The following is a 25,518-nucleotide window of genomic DNA, read 5'->3' on the forward strand; positions in this document are numbered from 1 at the left end:
TCCTTGTATCTATTTGTGCGCCCTTTTATATTTTGATGCCTTACAAGATTTCACGTTTTATCGGGTTTCTATATAAGTAAAAACATATCAATGCTTTTTTAAAGATGCTTGTTGGTCCAACTTTGAGAGTTTAGACCCAAAGTTAATATCAATACCACCAGTAAAAATTTCAGGTTTAAAATGGTTCAATTTCTTAAGAAAATCGTGAACATTTTTATATGTTTTTTTTGCAAAAGCAAGAAAGTTAATGCTATAAAAAACGGATTGTATTCTCACAATCCGTTGGTTTTATAGATCGTTCACAAAAGTTGTGTGAGAATGACATTTTTTATATGATATCAAATGATTTCATATAAAACAAAAAAAACACTGTAAATCATACGATTAACAGTGTTTTGATATTTCCATTTTCTAGGTTAGTCGGGGTGTCAGGATTAATTAAAATACCGCATTCCTTTGAAATTCAGTAAATTTAAAGCTGTTAACTGTATTAGGTTCACCGAATTGCTCACTAAAGTTAAAAGAACTATTTAAAACCAAAATTTGCTTGTTTTTGATATTATAAAGACACAAATTATACCAATTATGATTTAAAATGAGATTAAAATAAAATGATTATTTTTTTCTTTATTTGATTTATAAAAAATAAATCATAGCCTTAGTTACGGTTTCTTTTTTTAATGAAAAAGAAAGGAAAAAAGGACGTTTTATTAAGCTTCTTTTAAGTTATAATTGGTATTATATAAGTATTATTAAGATTAATACTTTAATAAAACCATTAAATAATGTTCACTCAATAATAGAAACATAGTAAAAGTACCCTCTAAAATAATTTGAATTTAAATCAACCCTAACCACTAATTCCCTTTCTTATAATCTTCTAAAAACTTAGCTAAACCGCTATCTGTTAAAGGATGCTTTAATAATCCTGTAATTGAAGACAATGGCCCTGTCATGACATCACTTCCAATCTTTGCACAGTTAATAACATGCATTGTATTACGTACAGAGGCAGATAGTATTTGTGTTTCAAAACCATAGTTGTCATAAATCTGTCTAATCTCTGCTATAAGATGTAATCCATCTGTAGAAATATCATCCAAACGTCCTAAAAACGGAGACATATAAGTAGCTCCTGCTTTGGCTGCCAATAAGGCTTGTCCTGGTGAAAAGACCAAAGTAACATTGGTTTTAATGCCTTTATCTGAAAAATATTTACAAGCTTTTACACCATCTGCAATCATTGGTAATTTTACTACGATTTGCGAATGCAATGCTGCTAACTCCTCGCCTTCCTTAACCATATTATCAAAATCGGTTGCAATAACTTCAGCGGAAACATCACCATCTACAATATTGCAAATGTCTTGGTAATGTTTTAAAATGTTTGCCTTACCGCTTATACCTTCTTTCGCCATTAGCGACGGATTTGTTGTTACGCCATCTAAAACGCCCAAAGCCTGTGCTTCTGCAATATCATTAAGGTTTGCTGTATCTATAAAAAATTTCATCTTCTAATATTTATTTATTGTTAAATTGAAACGGTTTCATTTAAATATTCTAATACGTTTTGGCTTACTTTTTCGCCTGTAAAACCAAATTTATCGTCAAGTACGTTTGCTGGTGCAGAATAACCAAAATGATCTAATCCGAACACTTTTCCGTTATCTCCAACAAGACCTTCTAAGTTTACCGGTAAACCAGCTGTTAAACCAAATAAAGGTGTGTTTTTAGGAATAACACTTTCTTGATAAGATTTGGATTGTAATCTAAATAATCCTTCAGAAATTATTGAAGCAATACTTACTTTCAATCCATTTTTAGATTCTAATAGTTCTGCTGCCGCTACCAAGGTAGCTACTTCTGAACCATTTGCGATTAACACGACATCAGGACTATCCACTTCCTTAACCAAATAACCACCTTTTTCAGATGCCAATGCTTCAGCATATCTTGAAGAACCTATTGCTGGTAAGTCTGTAATACCTTGTCTAGATAAAATTAACCCGGTAGGCGTGTCTTTATTTTCTAAAGCCATTTTCCAAGCAACACTTGTTTCGGCCGAATCTGCTGGACGTAATGCCAAGAAACTAGGTTTTCCGCTGTGGTTTTTAAGCTTTTCTAATAATCTAAGTTGTGCTTCCTGCTCAACAGGCTGATGTGTTGGGCCATCCTCTCCTACTCTAAAAGCATCGTGTGTCCAAACATATTTTACTCCTAATTCTTGAATACCACTTAAACGAATGGCAGGCTTCATATAATCTGAAAACACAAAGAATGTCGCAACTACAGGTATAACACCACCATGTAAAGCTATACCATTTGCTATACATGCCATAGTTAACTCTGCAACACCTGCTTGCAAAAATGAACCACTAAAATCTCCTTTTTGTAAGGCTGATGATTTCTTTAAAAAACCATCGGTTTTATCGCTATTAGATAAATCTGCAGAAGACACAATCATGTTTTCTACATGGTCAGCTAAATATGCTAAAACTCCTGATGAGGCCGCTCTTGACGCTAAGCCTGCTTTATGTTCAATAGATTCAAAATCTAATTCTGGTAGTTCTCCTGATAAGAAAAAGTCTAATTTCTCTGCTAATGCTTCATTAGCTTTTCTCCACGTGTTAATTTCTGATTTTTTTTCAGCTGCTTGGACTGTTTTTCTTGCTAATAAATCTTTGTAAAAAACACTGACATTATCATAAATATCAAACGGGTTATTTACATCAGCTCCTAAATTCAATAAGGTCTTTTCGTAATCTGCTCCAGTTGCTCCAATGGGTTGACCATGTAATTCACAGTACCCTTCAAACATACTGCCATCTGCAGCAACACAACCTTTGCCCATAATAGTTTTACCAATTATTAGCGTTGGTTTTTCAGTTTCGTCATTAGCATCAGTTAATGCTTTTCTAATGTCATCATGGTTATGAGCATCAATGGTAACGACGTTCCACCCCCATGCTTTATACTTCATGGCGGTATCTTCACTTGTTACTTCATCTGTAGAAGTAGATAATTGGATATCATTGGAATCATAAAACATAATAAAGTTACTCAACCCTAAATGCCCTGCAATCCTTCCTGCTCCTTGTGAGATTTCCTCTTGAACTCCACCATCTGAAATAAAACCATAAACTTTATGGTTCATCCAATCTCCAAACCTTGCTTGTAAAAACTTAGCTGCTATCGCCGCTCCAACACCCATTGTATGACCTTGTCCTAGTGGACCTGATGTATTTTCAATGCCTCTTTTCACATCCACTTCTGGATGACCTGGAGTAATCGAACCCCATTGTCTGAAATTGGCAACATCTTCTTTGGCATAGTTCCCTAATAGGTAATATTGCCCATACAATAAGGTAGATAAATGACCCGCATCCATAAAGAAACGATCTCTAAATGCCCATGTCATATCTGATGGGTCATAATTAAAAAACTCTGAGTACAGAATATGCATAAAGTCTGCACCTCCCATAGGCCCACCTGGGTGACCCGAATTTGCCTTTTCTACCATGGCAACAGCTAATGCTCGTATATTATCTGCTGCTTGCTGATCTATTTTATTGTTCATTGTTTCAATTATTATTTTAACACTTAATTATTAATCTGTCAAGAGTCTTTATTGACGCTAAAAAACACGAGTAAAACATTCAAAACCAATAAAATAGTGATTGTAATTATTAAAATTTTCATTCTGATTTAGAGCCTAATAATAGTTTGTAATTAATAATATTACATTACCTACTTCTCCCAAAGGCCTTCCATTTCTTCTAAAGTTTTCCCTTTGGTTTCAGGAACATATTTCCAAACAAACCACATAGCTAATAATGACATAATGCCGTAAACCCAATATGCAAAACCATGATTGAATTGTTCCGTTAGATATGAATTATCATCCATCATTGGGAAGGTTAATGACACCAAATAATTAGACACCCATTGTGCAGCAACAGCTATAGCCATGGCACGTCCTCGAATTTTGTTAGGAAATATTTCCGATAACAACACCCAAGTAACTGGTCCCCAACTCATCGCGAAACTCGCCACATATAGTATCATACATGCTAATGCCAAATAACCTGTAGCTCCAGAGAAAAACACAAAACCTAATGAAAGCATTGCTATACACATACCTAAAGCTCCAATGATCATTAATGGTTTTCTACCAAATTTATCTACGGTTCTCACAGCGATAATGGTAAACAAAAAGTTTACGATTCCTACAATAATAGTTAACAACAGAGCACCATCTGTATTTGGGTCTATTGATTTAAAGATTTCTGGCGCATAGTAAAGCACGACATTAATCCCTACAAATTGCTGAAAAACAGATAATGTGATTCCAATAATAATGACCAACCAGCCAAAAGACAAAAGCTTTCCAGAATGTTGAACCATCGAGCCCTTTATTTCCTCCAATATGACAAGAGCACGTTCTTTTCCGTTTACTTTAGTTAGAACATCCAAAGCTTGCTCTGGTTTGTCCTTAAGCATTAAAGAACGCGGCGTATCAGGCACAAAAAACAGCAGTCCCAAGAATAATCCTGCTGGAATAACTTCTGATGCAAACATCCATCTCCAACCAACAGCATTTAACCATTCGTCTGAACCTCCACTTCTGGAGATAAAGTAGTTAACAAAATATACAACCATAAAACCACCAACTATAGCCAATTGATTAAAAGACACTAATTTTCCCCTACTCTCAGCAGGAGCAATTTCGGCGATATAAAGCGGTGATAACATAGATGCTAATCCAACACCTATACCACCAAGAATTCTGTAAAAAATAAAAATTGTAGAAAACGTATGATCCAACTCACCAATAGGTGCAATAAACATTTCTGGCATGGCAGAACCTAAAGCTGAAATTAAAAATAACATTGCAGCAAGTACCAACCCCTTTTTCCTTCCTAATTTTTTACTAATTATTCCTCCAAAAGCACCACCTATAATACATCCAATTAAAGCACTGGATACTAAAAAACCTTTAAAAGCACTCGCCGCAGTTTCTGACAAGCCTTTTGGCATAACAAAGAAACTATCAAGAGAACCTACTGTTCCTGAGATTACGCCTGTATCGTAACCAAATAATAAGCCTCCTAAAGTGGCTACTAAAGTTAATTTAATTAAATATCCTGAATTTTTTGATGTTGCCATAATTTGGTTTTAGTTAGTTGATGATTATTAAAACCTTTCAGTCCCGAAGTTTCGGGACTGAAAGGTTTTCTGTTTATATGTATTGGTTTATAATGTTCTCAAACAGCTCTTGTTTACCACTTTGCAATTGTAGCTCACCATTTTCTTGAGCTATTTTATACAAATCCTTTAAATCTAGTTTACCGTTTTCAAAATCTTTACCTTTACCAGAATCGAATGAGCTATAGCGTTCTTTTCTCAGTTTATCGTAAGGAGAAGATGTGATTATTTTATCTGCAATCAATAAGGCTCTTGCAAACGTATCAGCACCACCAATATGCGCATGGAACACATCATCCATATCAGTTGAATTTCTTCTAATTTTTGCATCAAAATTAACACCTCCACCTTGTAGTCCTCCTGCTTTTAGGAATACTAACATCGCTTCAGTAGTTTCTTGAATATTGTTTGGAAACTGATCTGTATCCCATCCGTTTTGATAATCGCCTCTATTGGCATCTAAACTTCCTAACATACCAGCTTTTGCAGCTGTTTCGATTTCATGTTGAAATGTATGTTGCGCTAAGGTAGCATGGTTTACTTCTATGTTGATTTTAAAATCTTTATCCAAGCCGTATTCCTTTAAGAAACCAATAGCTGTTGCCGTATCAAAATCATATTGATGTTTGGATGGCTCCATAGGTTTTGGTTCTATAAAGAAGTTTCCTTTAAAGCCTTGTGATCTTGCGTAATCTCTACACATGGTTAAAAACTGCCCCATATGATCCAGCTCTCTACCCATATCCGTATTTAGTAAAGACATATAGCCTTCACGTCCACCCCAAAACACATAGTTCTCACCATCTAGTGCTATAGTAGCATCCAAGGCCAGTTTTATTTGTCCTCCTGCCCTAGCAACTACATTAAAGTCTGGATTGGTTGAAGCGCCATTCATATATCGTGGGTTTGAAAAACAATTAGCTGTTCCCCATAATAATTTAGCTCCAGAAGCAGCTTGTTTTTCTTTTAAATAATCTGTAATAGTTCCCAATCTGCTTTCTGATTCTGAAAACGTTTTGCCTTCTTGAATTAAATCAAAATCGTGAAAACAATAGTATCCGAACCCCATTTTTGTAATGAATTCAAAAGCGGCATCCGCTTTATCTTTAGCTGCCTGAATAGCATCCGATGATTGGTCCCAAGCAAAATTTTGTGTACCTGGTCCAAATGGATCGCCTCCTTGTCCGCAGAAAGTATGCCAATATGCTATTGAAAATTTAAAATGATCGCGCATTGTTTTTCCTGCGACAACTTGATCTGGATTGTAATATTTAAATGCAAATGGATTGTCTGATTCTGATCCTTCAAATTTAATATCTCCGATTCCTTTAAAATACTCTTTGTTTCCTATAACTGCCATGTTATTTTTTGTTAATTATAATTATTCTTTATTTAATATGAGTTCTAATTCGTTTTTCCAACTTTGATACGCTTTTAAATAAGGCTCCTTATCTTTGAATGGCATAAAAGTCATCACGTGGTCATTATCCATTATTGATTTGCCAAAATTCTCAAAGTCACCTTTATGTAAATCTGCCGCACGTGCCGCACCTATAGCGCCTGTGGTATTGTAAATTTCTATTTCTTGCCCTATTAGTGTAGCGACCGTATTTGCGAAAATTTCTGAACGGAACAGATTATCGTTCCCTGCTCTTATCACTTTAGCCTTAATACCATCAGATTTCAACAATTCTATACCATAAACAAATGAAAAAGCAATGCCTTCCAACGCTGCTCTACATATATGTCCTTTATGGTGATTGTTTAAATTTAAATTAGCAATTCTAGTGCCTATTTCTTTGTTGTTTAGCATACGCTCTGCACCGTTCCCAAAGGGTATTAAACTTACACCATCAGACCCCACTGGAATTTCTGATGCCAAAATATTCATATCTTCATAAGAACTCACGTCTAGATTATTTAACAGCCACCGGTATTGAATACCTGCTCCATTAATACACAACAGTTTACCTATTCTAGGGTCTGTTCCTTTTTTATAATTGACATGAGCAAAATTGTTGACCCTGGCACTTTCTTTTACAGAAAGACTATTAGTTACCGCGTAAACAACTCCTGATGTACCTCCTGTAGCCGCTACTTCTCCTGGGTTAAATACGTTTAATGACAGGGCGTTATTGGGTTGATCCCCTGCCCTATAATAAATTGGTGTTCCTGTGGCAATGCCACTATCTTCCTCTCCTTTTTCATCTACTGCGCATTGTACTCCAAAGGTTTCCACTATATCAGGAACCAAGGCTTTATCTATCCCGTAATGCTCTAACAGAAAATCAGCTACTGAATCTTTTTTGAAATTCCAAAAAATGCCTTCGGATAAGCCAGAAATAGTCGTATTTATAACATTTGAAAACTTGTAGGCCATATAATCGCCCGGTAGCATGAATTTATATATACTTTTGTAAATATCGGGTTCATTGTCCTTTACCCATTTTAATTTTGAAGCTGTAAAATTTGCCGGAGAGTTTAAAAGGTTTGTTGCACAGGCTTCTTCTCCAATAGCATCAAATGCTTTATTTCCTATTTCTACCGCACGACTATCGCACCAAATGATACTTTTCCTTAAAGGGTTTCCTTCTTTATCAACAAGCACCAATCCGTGCATTTGGTAGGCTATACCAATACCTTTTATTTGTGTTCTTGAGATATTATACTGTTTTTTCAGACGCTTTATGGCGTTACAACTGTGTGTCCACCAATCTTCTGGCTTTTGTTCTGCCCAACCATTCTTTTTGGCAAACATGCCCATTTCTTCCTTTGGCTCTTGCACAACGCCCAAGCTTTTTCCAGTTTCTATTTCAACTAAAGCCACTTTTATGGAAGAACTCCCTATGTCTAATCCTAAATAATAATTCATTATAATGAGTCTCTTAATATTAATTGTGTTGGTATGTAAGATTGAATTTGTTTATCCATATTGATAAACTCTGCCGCTTTAGCTCCCATTTGATTAAAATCTGTTGAAATAACAGAAATCCCCTTGTATATAAATTGTTTCATGGGGGTTTCGTTATAAGACAAAAAGCCAACATCGTTTCCTGGCTCTAAATTCTTGGCACGACACTGCTCCAGAAACTTTCCTAGCATTCTATCACTTACGCTTATGTAGGCTTCATTTTTATTGACATCAAAATCATTTGGGTTAGTAATAATTTCAAAATCAATGTGTTCATTTTCGCAATAGCTTTTAAAATAAGATACCGTTTCAAAAGAATGATTTGTAAATGATGGGTATAAGAAAACTAGTTTTTCATATTTCTTAAAAGCAAGTGTTGCCTCTTTTAAACAATCATAAAATGCTTTTCCGAAGTCTTGGAACACAAAATTATTATCGGCTTTGGAATTTATATTCCAATCGATTAACAGTAATTTACTATCTGGAATATCTGCAAGCACATTACTGACTTCCTTATTATCAAAACTCATTACTACATACTTGAAATACTTCCCCTTACTATTATTTAAAATAGTTTTGAAATTTTCGATATTGTAATGATGAAATTGCACATCGGCAATCACATTATCTGGAAGATTATTTACAAATGAATGATATAATACTTCTTTATAAGCTTTGAAAGTATCTAGAACAAGTAGCACTTTACGCGTTTCATTTGCAATGTAATAGCCCTTGTTTGGAACAGATTCAATAACGCATTGCTCTTTTAAAATAGAATACGCTTTAAAAACAGTATCTCTAGAAAGTTGATACTTATTACACATTTGATTAACAGAAGGTAAGGCATCACCACTAGATAAACTATTGTTAGCAAGTTCGTCATTTATGGCGTTTACCAATTGCTGGTACTTTGGCACTTCACTATTAGTTTGTATCTTAAAATCATCAATCATATATCTGTTCTGTTCTGTTCTGGTATGCAAATGTAGTAAAAATATTTTATTAAACTTAATTTTCTTTTTTACTGGTTTCAAAAAAATATCTAGATAGTAGTTTTTTTTTAATTACTATTAATTTAATTCAAATAACAATAATTTATTAAAAACGATGCTGATTAGACAAATCAACATATCTACTTTGTATACTTCTTGTACTTATTGGGTATTTTACGAATCGATCTAATTTCAATATTCTTATAAAAAGCTTCAGCTGCTTCAGATTGAATCTGAATACGCCCTTTTTGAAGCGGGACAATTTGACCTTCAGAATTCTTATATTTTGAATTAAACAGTGCCATCACCACTTTACCATTTACAATATGCAAACTTGTTCCTTCATGACAAATAAGTTCTAGTGTGTTCCATTCTCCATGTGGATTTTCATTATCAAAACCTTTATTACAATGATTTGGCGGTAAACGTTGTAAACTAGAATATGGATTTAGTGCACCACCTTTTAAATAATCAAACTCTTTTCCCCCTTCTTTTTTAACTGAAGGAATATCAATAAGCGTTCCTGCTAACCCATAATAATCGCCCATATCACCTTCCTGTACTTGAAATTCCTGTGAGGTCATCCAGACATTCCAAAACGAACCATGTTCACCAACACAATGGTATAAAATACCACTATCCCTTTCCCTTAATAATCTAGGTTCCCAAACCTTTTCCCCCCATTTAAATTGAAGTTTTAAATGATAATTTCCAAATGCTTGTTTTGAGGTTAAGGCTCCGTATATTTCACCCGAAATATGAAGTACTTGCTCACCATCAATAGTTTCAAAAGCAAAAACATGTTTTGGATCGTTATTTAACCCTAGAGGTTTAGATTTTTTTCCATCACTTTTGGGGTCGATATTATCTAAGCCTTTAACTGTTGCATGCGGTGCACCTATAAAAACCTCCCAATTCTCTTGAGGGTCTCCTTCAAATAAGTTTGTCCATTTTTTAGAAATCTCATTACTAGTTATATTTTCCACCTGAGCTGAAACTGTCATTAGCATAGAACATGCTAATACTAAAAACACTAATTGCTTAAAATTCATTTAAAATGGTTTGATTTTATTATCTGGTTTATTGAACAAGTTTAACTATTAAAATGGCAACAGCCATACTGCACTGTCCTGATTTAATTAAACAACTAATTATTGCCATTAAACCAAATTTTCTTCTGGCTCCAATTTTTTGGTGCATCAGACCAGAACGGATTCTCAGGAGCTAAACCCAATACTAAAAAATCTCTGAACACAAACACAAACTTCCTGTAGAAATATAACGTTCTGCCATGTTTTGTTAATGTCCATAAAAACCAATAGTCAACCAGCCATTTTCATCAAACATGTTTTTGGTTTCTAAATGTTTTTTGATTACTGCCTTTAAAGCAGAACGCACCTGACTAGGTTCAATTTGTGAAGGTAATTTTTCAAACATTGCCATTTGAGATAATGCCTGAAATGCACCAAATCTATACGTTAAAGAACGTCCAATTGGTGGATAGGTTCCTTCAGGAGAAATTAATTTTTCTTGAATACCAGCGTAACTTTTTGCTTTATTTAAAGCTTGATTGTATTCTGATGTTACATCTTTATAACGCCAGCTTTTAAGCGTTTCTTTTTTAGAAATCAATACATTCCATATACCCAAAAGCATAGGATGAATTACAAAAACATTGTAATAATCCCAATGAAAATTTGGACCATCTCCATACATACCATCACCTAAACACCACTCTTTATGCTTATTCAAAGCATATTGAATACGAACCATATCTGCTTCACCTTCAAACTTTAAAATGGCAGCTTCTACCATTGCAGTAAATAATAGCCAGTTGTTATAACCAGGCGATAATTTTCTGGTTTTCTTCAAAGCGATTAGAACATGTTGTTGAGTTTCATCATCTAACCTTCCCTATAATTGATTTGGCGCTCTTAATAATCCTTGTGCTAAAAAAGTAGCATCAACAAGAGGTTGGCTTCCTTCACTAAAATTCATATAATCTGCCGCATTAGGTTTTGTGGCATTTTTTTAAGATTTTAGCGTTAATTGAATGTGTTTTTATCTTAGTTTGCCTTCTTTCTAATCATCTGGACCCAGTTCTAACCATGGAGCAATCCCCGATAGGGTTCTACCAAAAGCTTCCAGTTAAGTAAATTTCGACCTATCGTATACCGCCTTTGTAGATACTTCAACTGGCATCGTTTTTTTTAGTTCATTTTTGCTTAATGCCTTTAAAACAGGATGTGAATTTTTTAACATCGCATCCATATAAAATTGACGATCTCCGTTATTTGTTTGGGAATGTCCTTGGTTTACATAACATAAAAAAACATAAAGTGGGATTAAAATTTTAATTTCATAAATTATATTGTATTAATTAAAATTTTCTATGCTTTCGCTGGCGCATTTTGTTGGCCTGTCTATTCCCCTTGAATTTTTCCTTTTCAGGATTCCAGTTAAGTGTTTCCCCTAACTCATAAGCTATATTCGCCACATTACAGACTGAAGCTGTTCTATGTCCAATCTCTGCATCGCATATAGGTTGGGTTCTGGTTTTAATGCCATCTAGCCAATTTTGATAATGATTGCCTTGTGCTTTCATTATACCCTCTTTACCAACATTTACATTGGAAAGCAAGATTGTTTCTGGAGCGGTCTCTAAGTAGCTACGGCTCACATCCATAGTACCTTCAGAACCAATAAACCTAACCCCCCAGCCTCTTCCAAAATCTTCATGCACCATCTCAATGCCGTTTTCATAAAACATCTGTAACCCGCGCTTTGCATTTGGGTTGGATGGCGGTATAAATTTCACAGGCCCGGAATGATCCATATTCAAACACCATTGCACAATATCAAACATATGCGCTCCCCAATCAGCTAAAATCCCTCCTCCAATTTCTTTGTAATCTCTCCAATCTGGATACGTTTTGACTATTTTTGGTGCAATTTTATCGTTGTAGCCTAATAAAGGCGCTGGACCACACCATCTGTTCCAATCTATCCCTTCGGGTAATGGTTCAGCAGGTAAATCATAAGGTCTTGCAGGATCGCCCACGCTTACCAATACCTTTTTTATTTCTCCTAATTTACCCGAACTTACAATATCTTTAGCGGTTATAAACTTAGCCCAAGAACGTTGCATGCTGCCCGTTTGAAATACAGATTTTGTTCTTTTAACGGTGTCTGCAATTGCCCTTCCATCTGCTATGGTATTTGTTAAAGGCTTTTCACAAAAAACATCTTTACCAGCCTTCATAGCATCTATAGATTGTAATGCATGCCAATGATCTGGGGTAGCAACAATAACTGCATCAATATCAGTTCTATTGACGAGTTCTTTGTAATCTAAATAAGTACTGACACCTTTGTAACTTTCAACATTTCTGTGTTTAGCATATAACTGCTCGACATTATTTTTGAAAAAATCTCTTTTAGAATCCCAAACATCACTTCCAGCAACAATTTGTACTTCAGTATTTAAAAGAAATTTGTTAGACAATATATTACCCTGCTTTCCTAAACCAATAACACCTAGATTTATTCTATCGCTAGGAGCAATGAAACCTTTGCCCATAACATGTCTGGGGATTATTGCAATTGCCCCAAAAGCCAAGGAGGTATTTACAATAAACTTTCTTCGGGATACTACTTGTGAATTTTGTTCTTGAACTTTAGTCGATTTAGCACCTTCTTTTTTCATAATATTGCTTAGTTTAAATTACTTTTTGGTAAATTTAAATACCTCTAAAGACGACAATTCTGGTTTACCTCCTCTATTCCCGCTTCCTGCTACAATATAAACTTTATTTTTATAAACAATGGCTTGAGACCCATGTCTGCCTCTATTTATATTTTGAAGTTATTACAGTTTGACTTAAACCTGCTTGTAATAAGCTTTCGATTTGACACCTTTATGATAAGGCTAATTGTTTATAATTTTTCATGCAAGACGAATATAAATATTGATCTCCTTTTTTGAGTTGCATAGTTCCGATAGCTATCGGGATTAAGGAACAAAAAAAAGACCAAAAAACGGGTATAAAAGGCCGATTTTTTTTAGGAGATTATAAAAGTTTAAATGGGTTCTTTTAATTAATTTAGCACAACCTAACCAAAACCAACCATTATTTAATATGATTAAAACTATTTGTTATATAAGTGATTCTTTAGAACATGAATGCTTAGATAAATTAAAAGCAATGTACCTAAAAGCCAAAGCGAATAATCTTAAACACAATATAACGGGAATACTTATTTACAAAAACCAAAACTTCTTGCAAGTTCTTGAAGGTGAAGAAATAAAAGTTGATGAAACTTTTAATAGAATTAAATCCGATTCTAGACACAAAAATATTTTTAAAGTTATAAACACTTCAATCGACGAACGCATTTTTGAAGACTATAACTTTGGATTTACCATTATTGATAATGAACGTGGTTTAAACAATCTTCATGACTATTTAAATTGGTTACGAGGTGCAGAAAACGAATTAGCCAATAAAGTTATAACAATGGTTGAAAACTTTATTGAGAGCAAATAATAAAACTTGAGCAAAACCATTATTTTTGCGACAAATAAAAACAACAAATCAATATGAGTTCCAAATTAATCGCCCCTTCAATTCTAGCAGCAGATTTTGCTAACCTTCAACGTGATATAGAAATGATTAATAAAAGTGAAGCAGACTGGTTTCATATTGATATTATGGATGGCGTTTTTGTTCCAAATATTTCGTTTGGAATGCCTGTTTTACAAGCTATAGCAAAACATGCTAAAAAGACTATTGATGTACATTTAATGATTATTGACCCTGATAGATATATTAAAACGTTTGCCGATTTAGGAAGTAATATACTCACTGTTCATTATGAAGCCTGTACACATTTACATCGTACGCTTCAGGCCATTAAGAATGAAGGCATGAAAGCAGGTGTTGCCTTAAATCCACATACCAATATTAATGTTTTAGAAGACACTATTAATAATATTGATCTAGTTTGCCTAATGAGTGTTAACCCTGGTTTTGGCGGACAAAGTTTTATCGAAAACACATATAACAAAGTAAAGCAGCTAAAAGATTTAATTATCCGTAAAGGTGCTTCTACAAAAATTGAAATTGATGGAGGTGTTACCGATAAAAACGCTAAAAAACTGGTAGAAGCCGGAGCTGATGTTTTAGTAGCTGGAAGTCATGTTTTTAAAAGTAATGACCCTCACAAAACAATAATTGATTTAAAACGGTATGCTAATTCTTAAAACTGTTTTATAAAATAGTTTAACAAATCTGTTGTTGTAACGATACCAACTAAAACCCCGTCATCTACAACTGGTAAGGCATGAAATTCTCGTTCTGCTAAAATTTGTGCAACTTCTTTTATAGTTGTTTCACTATTTACAGTAACCACATTTTTAACCATAACCTGTTCTATGGTAAACATATTATAAACCACTGAATCAACAGAATCATTTTCTTCATCTGCACTTTCAGCAAAACTAATTCGCATTAAATCTGTATAACTCAACATACCTATAATAACTTCGCCAGAAACTACTGGTATATGCTTTATTTTATGCCTGTTAAAAAGGACTTCTGCTCTTTCTAAATCATCTGATAGTGTTAGTGCTATAATATTTTTGGACATTATAGTTGAAACTGGTGTTTGCGGTCTCATAGCTTTCGATTTAAATTCTAAAGTAAAATTAGTTCAGAATAAGAAAATATTTTATGAAATAAATCCCCTAATGCAAATATTTGAATACTGATTCTTTAAGATTAAAAAATGTACTAAAACTGCTTTAATAAATATTTTATAAGATCTGTAGTGGTTACGATACCAACTAATATATTATTATCAACCACAGGCAAAGCATGAAATTCCCTTGTTGCTAAAATTTCTGCTACTTCTTTTATAGAGTTAGAGGAGGAAACAGTAACAATATTATTTTTCATGACTTGTTTAATAGTAAACATATTATAGACAAGTGCATCAACATTTTCATCTTTATTATCAGTTACATCAGCAAAACTTAGCCTTAACAAATCGGAATAACTCAACATACCCACTACAACATTACCCGAAACTACTGGAATATGCCTAATATGATGTTTTTTAAATAGGTGTTCTGCTTTTTCAAGATTATCATTCTTTTTTAATGTGATGACATTTTCGGTCATTATCATTGAAATCGGTGCTTTTCGTATCATAACATTTAATCTTTAGTTTAATTACCAATAAAATTATTAAACTAAAAACTAAAAAAGCATGATAAAAGTCATAGCAAGATCAATCATTAACACTTAAAAATGGAAATTAAGTACTTGTTTGCTCCTTTTTGATTTGTTGATGCAAAACTTTAATGTCTTTCAGTTGTTTTTACCTTTTTTGTAAAAATAATAGTGGAATGATCCGATATTAGACGAATTTTAACGAATTCAACTGAAAACAAAAACCCCACAGTTACTAAAACCATGGGGTAATGAATTAAATGTAATTCTTGTGACTGCGAAGGGATGTCAAATCTTTTATTTAAACAACTCCTTGTTTTATCTCATTTTATCTCAGAACACCATTTAAAGCCTAATAATAGTAACATTACTTCACACACTCCATATTCTACCTTTATAAAAAACAACCGTTAGTAAAACAAAAAGTGACACAATTAGTGACACAAAGTATCCAAACGTGTCACTTTATTAAGTATCTTTGTAGTCTAATGTAATCACTATGCCTGAAGCCAAGTTTAAATTAAGAAAAGCAAGCGACAAAAGTGCGACCATTCAACTACACTTTAGTTACGGCACTAAAAAACGGTTTAGATATTCAACTGGATATAGAATTCAAAATGTAAAGAATTGGGATTCTGGTAAAATGCGGATTAAGCAAGTAATTGAGGAACTAGACTGGAATCCTGTTAATAAAAAATTAGACAAGCTAGAAGACCATATAGTTGATTTTTATTTCGGACTATCTCTGGATGAACGAGCAAAAGTCAATAATGAGATGCTAACTGAACTATGCGACATCTTCTTTGATAAGAAAAAAGCAAACGAAGAACAGCAGCAATTAGATTTACTCCCCTTCTTTATCAAGTTTATTGAAGACTACAAAGTTAAGCCTCTTATGTCTACAGGTAAACCGTTAAAAGCAGGTACAGCAAAAACATATAATAATGCATACAACTTATTAAAGCGATTTAATGATGATGTATATCGGGTAAACTATGACACCATCAATATTAAGTTCTATAATAAATTTTTTAAATGGCTCCATGAAAATGACTACTCTACTAATTATATAGGAACACAAATAAAGATACTCAAAACCATACTAAACGCAGGAATAGAACTAGGGTACCATAATACCCTGGAGCATAAAAGAAAATATTTTAAAAAGCCTAGCGAAGAAGTCAACAACATTTACCTAAACCAAGAAGAACTCAACAAAATTTTCAACCTTGATTTAAGTAATGCTGAGACCTATAAAGTTGGAAAAAAACCACTCTATCTTACAGCAAAAAAGCTAGACTTAGCCAGAGACCTATTCTTAATTTCAGCAAATACTGGTTTACGTGTAAGCGACTTCAATAGATTAAAGCCTAAGAACATCATCAAAATTGATGGAAAACAATACATCAAAATCATTACAGAGAAAATGCAAAAACCTGTCACCATACCTATTAATTCCATGGTAAAAAGCATTCTGGATAAAAGAGATGGAAATCCACCAGATAGCATGCCAGAGCAGCACATAAATTATGCTCTTAAAAGAATAGGTTTTTTGGCAGAAATAAATTCGAAAGAAACTATAGAGCGTACCATTGGAGGAGTTAAAACAAGTGATACTAAATTTAAATATGAACTTATCACAAATCATTGTGGTAGACGCAGTTTTTGTTCCAATGCTTACCTTTCTGAAATGCCTACAATAGACATAATGGCAATTAGTGGACACTCAACCGAGAAGGTCTTCTACAATTATATTAAAGTTAATGATTTGCAAAAAGCTATAAAAATTGGGGAACATAAGTTTTTTAATTAGTTTTAAAAACTACTCAAGCAAATCATTTGGATTTATTACTGGCAGGATAAAGTTCTCAAGCGAAGTACCCTGAAAACGTGTCATTAAAATCCCTCTGGAAGTGGAATATGTAATAGAGGCAAGTGCATTCCCTAAAGCTCCATCGACTTTAAAATCGTCTGGATTATTCTTACCATTTTTCTCAACTAAATCTTCCATATTCTCAACGTGAAATATAAAAACAAAGTGAAAATTCCCTTGCGCCTCTTCAGTACTATTTTTCTCAGATTGTGTTTTTATAGAAACTATAAAATCAGCCTTGACCATTTTTTCCTCAATATTCATAGCAGTTTCAAAACTCAAGTTAAAGTCATGTCCTTTTACTAAAGAATTATCGAATTCAAAAGGGCTTTCTATTTGACCTTTAATGATTTTAAAATCAAATATTTCTATTTTTTCTGGAATGAGTTTTCTATCCGACATTTGCTAAAGGTTGAAATTGGGGTTGAGTTCTCTTAATAACATTAGCCTCTTTAAATTCTAATTTACTAACACCTGATTTATGCGGATGCACGACAGAGAAACCTTTTTTCACCCCATGTCCATCGAAGTTAAGAAACCCACCGCCTTTCGGTATAACTACTATCGGACAGTCTAATTCCGCTTGTAACTTTGATATCGATTTAAGAGTGAAATTGTGCTCCCCCTTTAACCATCTATTAATTTCTGAAGGTCTTTTATCTATCCTTTTAGCCAGTTCCTTTTGAGTTAATCCTTTTGCTTTCATAATTTGATTAACTCGTACTACGATGTCTGCGTAAAGATTTACAAATATCTTTGTTTCTTCAGGTGTTTCTGCAAGAATACGTTTTGCGATTTTGCTTCTCATGTTTAGTAGTAATTCTGTTTATAATATAATTTCATCAGTCCCATCAAAAGATGTTAATGTTCTGGTTCTATGATTGACTATGATTGAGCCATCATTTAATCCTTCTATAATACGTTTTGCATAATTGCATGCTTCTATCCATTTAAAGTGTAGGCTACTGTTCTGATTGGTAGAACCATCTTTTATTCCTCCGCCAAATAAAATAACGATGTTTTCCGTGACCTTGAGGGCATATAGTCTAAGAGGGAAGTTTGGAAAGTAGTAATCAAACTCTCCAAGTTGAAGTTGACCTTGCGTAGGCAAACCATCAACTTCGTTTTCGTGTCTGTTAAAAATCTCATCGATTGCTCCATGATTGTCTCCTATTGCATTTAACACAAAGGATAATAATTCCTGCGTTTGTTCTTTTAACTCTGGTGTTTTGTCGTATTTATCAAAGAAAATATCGGTTTCATTTTCTAAAGAACCATCAGCCTGCACAGTATAAAATGTACATTTTTCAGATTCATCATCCCATATTTTCAGTTCAAATATATTCACTTATAAGTTAATTTGCAAACAAAAATACACTTTTAAGTGAATTTTATGATTTAGTAATTTTAAATGTTATCAACAATTATTAACAAATTTCAATGACAATTCAGTCTTTTAGCACCTCATAAGACCATGTGTAATGGCTATGAGCGAATAATTTACCACCTTCCTTTGAAGTGATTTTTGCTTTTATTCTAAACTTGGTTCCTACAAGGTAATATGTAGATAATTCTTTTGAGCATCTTACGTGCATATCTTCTGTTTACGGCTCTTGACCTGCAACTGGTTTTATATGTATCTCACCATGAAACCTCCTGTTTACTTCAGGGATATAACTTTCTACAATTATTTCTGCATACTTACTTTCTTTATTCATAGCTTAATATTAAGACGAATGTAAATACTGTTCACTACCAAACATCCCTATTAAAACTGATTGCATTTAAGCCGCCTCTCCCCCAAACTTAGCATATCGAGTTTTAAATTCATGAAACAATAACTCCGCTTTAATAGAGAAATCATCATCATAAGATGGCGAAGGCAATTCTACATAAAGATAATCTTCAATTACCTTTCTTACTGCCGATGCTGTTTGGGTTTTCTCTGCCCATTTATCAACCTTAAACTCATTGTCCTTTAATCGTTCCAATAGTTTCCTGGCTGCATCTTTTACTTTTGCCTTCTCCTTGTCGGATATTTTTTTATCTGCAATAAGCATATCAAACACCATCAGCTCATCTTCTTCAAGACCTTCTTTTTGGGCTCGTTGACCTTCTTCAGATAAATCTCCTAAAAGCACTACTAACTCATCGAATATCTCTTTTATTGACCTGTATTCTTTACCCCGATTATAATCATCAATTATCTCCTGGTACCGCTCATAAAAATCAATCCGTAGTGGGTTCTGGTCGAGTAACCGACTAAGCTTCTTACTTACTTTATCCTTTAAAGACTGAACCGCTATATTCTGATTTCCCTTTACTTTCAAAAACTCTTCTTCAATCTTCTTAAAGTCAAGACTACTAATATCAATTTTTTGCCCATAGCCTTCAATCTTCTCCAACTCCAAATTCAAGCTTTCAATGGATTTGTTTACCACATCCTGAACTTGCTTCACAATATGAGTCACATCTGCCTCTTCTATTTTGGCATTTATCATGGTGTACAAAGCATTTATAGCATCCCGTTTCTCCTGGAACTCATAAATAGCTTTATCTGGCATTAAGGCTTTATACTTCTTAAATAACTCTCTAGCTAGAACTCCAAATTTGGCTTTGGCTTCATCAGTCACACAAATGGCATTATACCCTTCTTGCATGTGCTTTATTCTGTGGAGATTATCCTTCGCCTCCACTATTTTAGATAATTTGAACTTACACTCATCCTTCAAGAATAATTCTGTTGTCTTTACGGCTTCTTCAAGCTCCGCAACTAATTCCTCTAGGGGTTTCACTGGCGCATCCTCAGCTCCTTCAGAACCACCTTTATTATCACTATCCCCATATATTGCCAAAGCTTCCAACAGGGCTTTATACGTCTCTATATAGTCTACAATAAGCCCGTTATTCTTATCCTTATGCACCCTATTTGCTCTAGCAATAGTTTGCATTAATGTATGCGACTTCAAAGGCTTATCAATATACATAGTAGACAAACTCTTAACATCAAATCCTGTTATCCACATGGCACAAACTATGGCAAATCTAAACGGATGGTCTTCATCTTTAAAGTCTTTCTCCAGGTCTGAAGTATTCAATTTCAATCGGTGCGGCTCAATATCCAATCCCCAGGCTTCAAATTTCTCTATTTCGTTTTGCTCATGACTTACCACCACAGCAATCTCAGTTTCTTTAGACCAGTTCCACTGCTGCTGCCTATTTATTTGCTCCTGCTCATCCTGTATTTTTTGTATCTCCTCTTGCTGCTGCTCTAAATATTCACTCCAGGCTTCAGTAATATAATCATACATCTTAACGGCAGTCACTTTATCTAAAGCAACTAACATGGCTTTACCTTTGTAACCTCTTGTATTAAAATGCTCAACTATATCTTTAGCTATAGCCCGTAATCGTTTTTCTGATGTAAGAATTGGGTATTCTCTGGCGAACAATCTTTTAAGCTTATCTTCCTGGTTACTATCCAGGTCTTGTGCCTCAATAGCCTCTCGTATCTCTTGGTTTATTTGCGGATTATCAAGCTTTAGTTTCTCTCCTCGGTTTTCATAATACAAGGGAACCGTTGCACCATCTTCAATGGAACGTTTAAAATCATATTTAGACACATAATCCCCAAATATCCGCTTTGTTAATTCATCATCCTTAAAAAGAGGTGTTCCTGTAAACCCGATGAAGGAAGCATTAGGCAATGCCTTCCTTAAATTCATAGCTAAAGAACCTCCATTCGTCCTATGTGCCTCATCCGACAAAACAATGATATTATCTCTATCGGTTATCTGCTCATCAAAGTTAAACTTATGTATTATAGAAAAAAGGAAGCGTCTATCTGTTTGTAGTAACTCTTTTAAATGTGTTCCACTCGTTGCCCTGGCTGTTTTATCTTTCACCGCTCCAACCCCTGCAAATGTGCCGTATATCTGCTTATCTAGCTCATTCCTATCTGTAACCAGTAGAAAGGTATAACCACCACCTAACACTCTTAATATCTTCTGACACAAAAACACCATGGAATATGATTTCCCACTGCCTTGACTGTGCCAAAAGACACCCAGTTTTTGTGCATCTTTTATGGAGATAATCCCATCTTTAGCCTTTTGTCTTGTTTCCTGGAAATGGTTAATAGCCTTATTTACTCCTATAAATTGATGGTTACGTGCTACTAGCTTAGTAATTGAACCTATAGAAGTATCAAACAGGATGAAATTCTCAAAAAGGTCTAACAATCTGCTCTTTTCACAGGTGCCTTTAATGATAATATCTAAGCTTACAACGCCTTCATCTTCTTCTGAAATACGCTTCCAATCATTAAAATGCTCATATTTAGAACTGATAGAACCTACTTTGCTTTCTATACCATTACTTATAATTACGAAAGCATTGCAATGAAATATTTTAGGAATAGTATTTTTATAGTCTTTTAAATTCTTTTCATAAGCTGCCCTAAGCTTTACATTGATACCTTTTAGCTCAATGAACACCAACGGCAACCCATTAACAAAACCAACAACATCAGGACGTTTTTTTCGTTTAGATTTACCCTCCATCCATAATTGTTGTACCGCTATGAAGTTATTGTTTTCAGGAGTTTCAAAATCGAAGACCTTAATTTTTTTATTGCGGACAATCTCTCCTTTAGCGTCCTTATACGTTACAGAAATACCATCTTTTAAAAAGTTGTATTTATCAAAGTTAATTTCTACCAGACCTTTGGCTGCTTCATCACTATTAATAGTTTCATACGCTAAATCATAAGCTTGTTGGGGCAGGTTTGGGTTAAGTGCTTTTATGGCTGAATAAAACCGAGTTCTTAAAATAACATCTGCTTCGCTATCTCTGCCCAGAGTTCCATGTTCTCCAAATGTTTCCCCTTCATACACATTAGCTACTTCCCAAGTTAATTCCTGGAAAATATCCATACAAGGTTGTTCTATCAATTGGTCTTCTGAATAGTCTTTAATCATTTTACAGGATAATGTTTATTCATAAATTTCACAATGGGTGCAAATTGTTCTGTGAACGGGGTTATATTTCTTATTTGTTTTGGAATGCATTTAAAACCAACTTCTCCACAAGGAAAATAACCAACCCATTCTGCACTAACATCAGGATGCTTTTCGGAAAACAGCTTACTCGACACATCGAAATGACTCCCATCTAAAGTGTTCCAAGCATGAGCAACTGCACGATATCTGTTATCTTGTAAAATCATCATAAACCCTTCAATGTATTTAATATCTCTTTCAGGATTATTAGCAACAATTAATCTAGCATTATCTGTACATCTGTTTATTTGAGTTCCTTCAATATTCAAATTTTCGGGTAATTCTGAAATCTCTATTTTCTCAAATGATGTGTTATATTTTAAGGACTCCATCATAGTTCTATAGTTCTATTCATTAAACGGGGCAATAAGATACTTCTTGCTGCTTTTAGTTTTTGGTTTTGAAATTTTAATACAATTCTATTTTCAATTATTGGTCTATAAATTAAATTGAATTGTTCAACAATAGACTTTGTTGGTGTAGTTACCATATACTGTACTATATCTTTGGTGTTGAAATATTTTTGAACAGCTCCTTTACTTCTTTGATGCATTTCACTAATAAATCGTTCATCAGATAAAGAGGCGTTGATATAACAATAATCAATATATTCAACTTTAGACCTAAGTCGCCCAACTCTTTGATTAAGAACATATTTATCATTCTCGTCAATTATTCCAACTTTTGCTAATATGCCTAACCTTGCTGTCATATCAGTCATAGCTACAACAATATCATATTTTTTTAAGTAGTATCCTTCTTTTTCTTGATATAAACTCTCACTAATATATTTTTCCTTACCTGATAATACAAAATCTCCACTTTCACTAATATTTCCTAAATCTACCACAACATAAGGCGTTTCTTCTTCTGAATATCCTTTTGTATAGAAAGCAAATCCATTTTTGAACTCATATATTTCATCCAATCTTTTCATACTCCACCCCACAGGAAGCCCAGTTTCCTCATTTATAGGCGTGTTTTCATGACCAGGGAAACGCAGTTTTACAAACCACTCTTTGTAAATGTTTTGAGCTGCTTGTTCTAATAGAGTGATACGTTTTAGGTTGTTTTCTATTAAATCATCATAGACACTTAAAATATCGGCTAAGCGTTTTTGGGTTGAGAGAGGAGGAATTTCAAATTCATAATTTTTTATTTGAGATGGGCTAATATGAGGGACACCGACACCCCCCTGAATGTTTTTGACGTAATTTTTAAAACTATCTGATGAGATTACACACCTTAAAAACTTCTCATTGATAACGCTCTGTTTTGCTACTAATCTTCCAATTCTTTGAACTTGTAGGGATTTTGGGTCGGAAGTTTTTATCATAGCATATTTCAAGCTACCACCAACATAAGGTCTATCCATCGCCAAAACAATATCTCCCGCATTTAATAGAAATCTTTCCAGCCCATTAAGGTTCTCAACTTTCCAGTACTTAGATTTCTCCCATAACACCTCGCCCTTACCTAAATTTTCTCCTTTAATTAGAGGGATATCATTTTCATTTTCAGTAAAGAATTTACTTTTAAAAGCATATCCATTTGAAAACTCAATACATTCACCTAATTTAGTTTCTACCCAACTCATAAGCCTAATTCTTCTAAATTGGATTGTATTTGGGCAGCTAACACATTGGCGTTCGCATTCAACTCTTTTAGCTCTTCTTTAATAATGCCCATTTCGGTTTCATAATCAAAATCGAGGTCTATTTGGTCTTCAACACCCACGTAACGCCCAGGTGTTAAGCAATAATCATTGGCTTCAATTTCAGCCCTATTCACTACTTTACATAGCCCTAATACATCTACATATTCCCCGTCAGGAAAACGACTTATAAGCCATTCTAATTCGGCTTCACTACCATTGGCTTTATAGTTGTCAACTAAACTATTGTAGAGTGTATTATCACCTCTATACAAGCTCACAATAGCGTGTATGTTTTGTAAGTGCTCTTCGGTAAAATCGTGTATGGCAGCACTCACTTTTCTGTACACATTTCGCAAATCTAACATTAAAGTCTTGTCTGCTTTTAAAGTATCTTTCTCCTTGGCTCTATCAAAAAACCATAATGTACATGGTAATGACAAACTATAAAAGAACTTAGTTCCTATTGACACCATTACATCTACTGCTCCTGTATCTACTATGTCTTTACGGATGAGTTTTTCGCTATGTCCTGCATCAGATGCAGAGGATGCCATAACAAAACCTGCTCGACCAGTTTCATTTAAATAGCTATAGAAGTATTGTATCCATAAATAATTGGCATTGTCGTTATTGGGTAATCCAAAAGGTAATCGGGCATCATTTTTTACGCTCTCTTTGCTTTTATCTACACCATCGACATTAAACGGTGGATTTGCCATTACAAAATCGCATTTACCAACCAACTCATGTTTATCTTCATAAAAGGTATTGCCTTGCACTATGGTTGCATCTAGCCCATGTACTGCCATATTCATTTTAGCCAACTTGGTATTGGTATCCGTTTTCTCCTGCCCATAAAAAGTGACCTTATTAGCAGCTTCAAATCCTTCTTCTTCAATAAAATGAGCTGTTTGTACAAACATACCTGCGCTACCCACAGCAGGGTCGAACACCGTACCATGGTCTGGCTCAATAATATTTACAATGGTTTTAACCAAAGATGGAGGCGTGAAAAACTCCCCTCCTTCTTGGGCACCACTCATGGCGAACTTGTTCAGGAAGTATTCGTATATCTGCCCGAAGGCATCTCCAGGCATATGGTCTAATGCTTCGTCGTTAAATATTCTAATGAGGCGTTGCAGAAGTTCTTTTTCAAAAAGATTGTAACTCTTTGGCAAAACCCCAAGCAAGTCTTCATACTCCGCTTCAATATTACGCATGGCTTCATTTAGGTATTCTCCTAAATCGCTACTGTCTGGTAAATCTACAATAGTATCCCACCTGGAATCTTCAGGTAAGAAGATGGCTTTAGCATCTAAAAAGTCATTTTTAGTCATAGTCCTTACTCCTCTTGTAGGATGCACGGGGAGCGTTTTCTCTATTTCTTCCTTAGCAATAACAAAGCGGTTATGTGCGTGTCTTAAAAAAATGATTCCCAAAACTGGGAAACTGTATTCGGTGGCGGTAAGTTTACTATTAGCTCTTAGGTCATCTGCTGCTTTCCATAATCTGCCTTCTAAAGCTTTGAGTTGTTCTCCTGTCATTTATTGTAGGTTGTAATTTATTGTATAAATTTAAACTAAATCA

Annotated in this window: 21 protein-coding genes and 1 pseudogene; 3 read left to right on the forward strand and 19 right to left on the reverse strand. The window is 34.2% G+C overall.

Annotation, left to right across the window (positions count from 1 at the left end; translation table 11 throughout):
* Positions 1–857 precede the first annotated feature (857 nt).
* The 9 genes and pseudogenes from fsa to ABD935_RS00705 form a co-directional block, all read right to left on the reverse strand.
* The gene (fsa, locus tag ABD935_RS00665; RefSeq protein WP_345189531.1) at positions 858–1,511 is read right to left on the reverse strand and encodes a fructose-6-phosphate aldolase; all 654 of its coding nucleotides are present in this window, start codon (positions 1,509–1,511) and stop codon (positions 858–860) included.
* A gap of 20 nt (positions 1,512–1,531) precedes the next feature.
* Positions 1,532–3,577, reverse strand: coding sequence for a transketolase family protein (locus tag ABD935_RS00670; protein WP_345189532.1), 2,046 nt, complete (start codon positions 3,575–3,577; stop codon positions 1,532–1,534).
* Between the two features lie 170 nt (positions 3,578–3,747).
* Entirely contained in the window at positions 3,748–5,166 is a 1,419-nt protein-coding gene (gene xylE, locus ABD935_RS00675) for a D-xylose transporter XylE (RefSeq protein ID WP_345189534.1), read from the reverse strand.
* 73 nt (positions 5,167–5,239) lie between these two features.
* Entirely contained in the window at positions 5,240–6,565 is a 1,326-nt protein-coding gene (gene xylA / locus ABD935_RS00680) for a xylose isomerase (protein ID WP_345189535.1), read from the reverse strand.
* A gap of 21 nt (positions 6,566–6,586) precedes the next feature.
* Positions 6,587–8,077 carry a xylulokinase gene (locus ABD935_RS00685; RefSeq protein WP_345189536.1) on the reverse strand — a complete coding sequence of 497 codons (1,491 nt, stop codon included), beginning with the start codon at positions 8,075–8,077 and terminating at the stop codon, positions 6,587–6,589.
* Positions 8,077–9,099, reverse strand: coding sequence for a GntR family transcriptional regulator (locus ABD935_RS00690; RefSeq protein ID WP_345189538.1), 1,023 nt, complete (start codon positions 9,097–9,099; stop codon positions 8,077–8,079). The genes ABD935_RS00685 and ABD935_RS00690 overlap by 1 nt, the downstream gene beginning before the upstream one ends.
* Positions 9,100–9,248: 149 nt before the next feature.
* Entirely contained in the window at positions 9,249–10,160 is a 912-nt protein-coding gene (locus tag ABD935_RS00695; protein WP_345189539.1) for a 3-keto-disaccharide hydrolase, read from the reverse strand.
* A 247-nt stretch (positions 10,161–10,407) separates the two neighbouring features.
* A pseudogene (locus ABD935_RS00700) lies at positions 10,408–11,106 on the reverse strand (DUF2264 domain-containing protein).
* 382 nt (positions 11,107–11,488) lie between these two features.
* Positions 11,489–12,814 (reverse strand): Gfo/Idh/MocA family protein, encoded by a 1,326-nt coding sequence (locus ABD935_RS00705; protein ID WP_345189540.1) that lies wholly within the window; start codon positions 12,812–12,814, stop codon positions 11,489–11,491.
* Positions 12,815–13,247: 433 nt separating this feature from the next.
* Between ABD935_RS00705 and ABD935_RS00710 the strand changes: the two genes are divergently transcribed.
* Positions 13,248–13,655: a BLUF domain-containing protein gene (locus ABD935_RS00710; protein ID WP_345189541.1), complete on the forward strand. Its 408-nt coding sequence runs from the start codon at positions 13,248–13,250 to the stop codon at positions 13,653–13,655.
* A 53-nt stretch (positions 13,656–13,708) separates the two neighbouring features.
* A complete protein-coding gene (gene rpe, locus ABD935_RS00715; protein ID WP_345189542.1) occupies positions 13,709–14,371 on the forward strand; it encodes a ribulose-phosphate 3-epimerase in 663 nt (220 codons plus the stop codon).
* Here the strand turns inward: rpe and ABD935_RS00720 are convergent.
* Both ABD935_RS00720 and ABD935_RS00725 read right to left on the reverse strand, forming a co-directional pair.
* Positions 14,368–14,787, reverse strand: a complete 420-nt coding sequence (locus ABD935_RS00720; RefSeq protein WP_345189543.1) for a CBS domain-containing protein — start codon at positions 14,785–14,787, stop codon at positions 14,368–14,370. The genes rpe and ABD935_RS00720 overlap by 4 nt on opposite strands.
* A gap of 113 nt (positions 14,788–14,900) precedes the next feature.
* On the reverse strand, positions 14,901–15,320 hold the full coding sequence (locus tag ABD935_RS00725; protein WP_345189544.1) for a CBS domain-containing protein: 420 nt from the start codon (positions 15,318–15,320) through the stop codon (positions 14,901–14,903).
* Positions 15,321–15,840: 520 nt separating this feature from the next.
* On the opposite strand from ABD935_RS00725, the gene ABD935_RS00730 reads away from it, so the two are divergent.
* Positions 15,841–17,154 carry a site-specific integrase gene (locus ABD935_RS00730; RefSeq protein WP_345189545.1) on the forward strand — a complete coding sequence of 438 codons (1,314 nt, stop codon included), beginning with the start codon at positions 15,841–15,843 and terminating at the stop codon, positions 17,152–17,154.
* A 9-nt stretch (positions 17,155–17,163) separates the two neighbouring features.
* On the opposite strand, the gene ABD935_RS00735 is transcribed toward ABD935_RS00730, so the two are convergent.
* The 8 genes from ABD935_RS00735 to ABD935_RS00770 form a co-directional block, all read right to left on the reverse strand.
* Positions 17,164–17,616, reverse strand: coding sequence for a hypothetical protein (locus ABD935_RS00735; protein ID WP_345189546.1), 453 nt, complete (start codon positions 17,614–17,616; stop codon positions 17,164–17,166).
* On the reverse strand, positions 17,606–18,022 hold the full coding sequence (locus tag ABD935_RS00740; RefSeq protein WP_345189547.1) for a helix-turn-helix domain-containing protein: 417 nt from the start codon (positions 18,020–18,022) through the stop codon (positions 17,606–17,608). The genes ABD935_RS00735 and ABD935_RS00740 overlap by 11 nt, the downstream gene beginning before the upstream one ends.
* An 18-nt stretch (positions 18,023–18,040) precedes the next feature.
* A complete protein-coding gene (locus ABD935_RS00745) occupies positions 18,041–18,562 on the reverse strand; it encodes a hypothetical protein (protein ID WP_345189548.1) in 522 nt (173 codons plus the stop codon).
* A gap of 100 nt (positions 18,563–18,662) precedes the next feature.
* Entirely contained in the window at positions 18,663–18,809 is a 147-nt protein-coding gene (locus ABD935_RS00750; protein WP_345189549.1) for a hypothetical protein, read from the reverse strand.
* Positions 18,810–18,998: 189 nt separating this feature from the next.
* The gene (locus ABD935_RS00755) at positions 18,999–22,193 is read right to left on the reverse strand and encodes a type I restriction endonuclease subunit R (protein ID WP_345189550.1); all 3,195 of its coding nucleotides are present in this window, start codon (positions 22,191–22,193) and stop codon (positions 18,999–19,001) included.
* Complete coding sequence (locus ABD935_RS00760) at positions 22,190–22,609, reverse strand: hypothetical protein (protein WP_345189551.1); 420 nt, start codon at positions 22,607–22,609, stop codon at positions 22,190–22,192. The genes ABD935_RS00755 and ABD935_RS00760 overlap by 4 nt, the downstream gene beginning before the upstream one ends.
* Positions 22,606–23,871 (reverse strand): restriction endonuclease subunit S, encoded by a 1,266-nt coding sequence (locus ABD935_RS00765; RefSeq protein WP_345189552.1) that lies wholly within the window; start codon positions 23,869–23,871, stop codon positions 22,606–22,608. The genes ABD935_RS00760 and ABD935_RS00765 overlap by 4 nt, the downstream gene beginning before the upstream one ends.
* Positions 23,868–25,475 carry a type I restriction-modification system subunit M gene (locus tag ABD935_RS00770; RefSeq protein ID WP_345189553.1) on the reverse strand — a complete coding sequence of 536 codons (1,608 nt, stop codon included), beginning with the start codon at positions 25,473–25,475 and terminating at the stop codon, positions 23,868–23,870. Before ABD935_RS00770 ends, ABD935_RS00765 begins: the two co-directional genes overlap by 4 nt.
* Positions 25,476–25,518: the final 43 nt, after the last annotated feature.

Source organism: Algibacter agarivorans (assembly GCF_039543245.1).
GTDB lineage: Bacteria > Bacteroidota > Bacteroidia > Flavobacteriales > Flavobacteriaceae > Algibacter_G > Algibacter_G agarivorans.

Excerpts from the sequence above, each read along its gene's own strand:
- ABD935_RS00685 (WP_345189536.1), bottom strand. The coding sequence starts at position 8,077 with ATGAATTATTATTTAGGATTAGACATAGGGAGTTCTTCCATAAAAGTG.
- ABD935_RS00750 (WP_345189549.1), bottom strand. The coding sequence starts at position 18,809 with ATGCACGTAAGATGCTCAAAAGAATTATCTACATATTACCTTGTAGGA.
- fsa (WP_345189531.1), bottom strand. The coding sequence starts at position 1,511 with ATGAAATTTTTTATAGATACAGCAAACCTTAATGATATTGCAGAAGCA.
- ABD935_RS00695 (WP_345189539.1), bottom strand. The coding sequence starts at position 10,160 with ATGAATTTTAAGCAATTAGTGTTTTTAGTATTAGCATGTTCTATGCTA.
- ABD935_RS00755 (WP_345189550.1), bottom strand. The coding sequence starts at position 22,193 with ATGATTAAAGACTATTCAGAAGACCAATTGATAGAACAACCTTGTATG.
- xylE (WP_345189534.1), bottom strand. The coding sequence starts at position 5,166 with ATGGCAACATCAAAAAATTCAGGATATTTAATTAAATTAACTTTAGTA.
- xylA (WP_345189535.1), bottom strand. The coding sequence starts at position 6,565 with ATGGCAGTTATAGGAAACAAAGAGTATTTTAAAGGAATCGGAGATATT.
- ABD935_RS00705 (WP_345189540.1), bottom strand. The coding sequence starts at position 12,814 with ATGAAAAAAGAAGGTGCTAAATCGACTAAAGTTCAAGAACAAAATTCA.
- rpe (WP_345189542.1), top strand. The coding sequence starts at position 13,709 with ATGAGTTCCAAATTAATCGCCCCTTCAATTCTAGCAGCAGATTTTGCT.
- ABD935_RS00710 (WP_345189541.1), top strand. The coding sequence starts at position 13,248 with ATGATTAAAACTATTTGTTATATAAGTGATTCTTTAGAACATGAATGC.
- ABD935_RS00720 (WP_345189543.1), bottom strand. The coding sequence starts at position 14,787 with ATGAGACCGCAAACACCAGTTTCAACTATAATGTCCAAAAATATTATA.
- ABD935_RS00760 (WP_345189551.1), bottom strand. The coding sequence starts at position 22,609 with ATGATGGAGTCCTTAAAATATAACACATCATTTGAGAAAATAGAGATT.
- ABD935_RS00670 (WP_345189532.1), bottom strand. The coding sequence starts at position 3,577 with ATGAACAATAAAATAGATCAGCAAGCAGCAGATAATATACGAGCATTA.
- ABD935_RS00730 (WP_345189545.1), top strand. The coding sequence starts at position 15,841 with ATGCCTGAAGCCAAGTTTAAATTAAGAAAAGCAAGCGACAAAAGTGCG.
- ABD935_RS00740 (WP_345189547.1), bottom strand. The coding sequence starts at position 18,022 with ATGAGAAGCAAAATCGCAAAACGTATTCTTGCAGAAACACCTGAAGAA.
- ABD935_RS00765 (WP_345189552.1), bottom strand. The coding sequence starts at position 23,871 with ATGAGTTGGGTAGAAACTAAATTAGGTGAATGTATTGAGTTTTCAAAT.
- ABD935_RS00735 (WP_345189546.1), bottom strand. The coding sequence starts at position 17,616 with ATGTCGGATAGAAAACTCATTCCAGAAAAAATAGAAATATTTGATTTT.
- ABD935_RS00770 (WP_345189553.1), bottom strand. The coding sequence starts at position 25,475 with ATGACAGGAGAACAACTCAAAGCTTTAGAAGGCAGATTATGGAAAGCA.
- ABD935_RS00725 (WP_345189544.1), bottom strand. The coding sequence starts at position 15,320 with ATGATACGAAAAGCACCGATTTCAATGATAATGACCGAAAATGTCATC.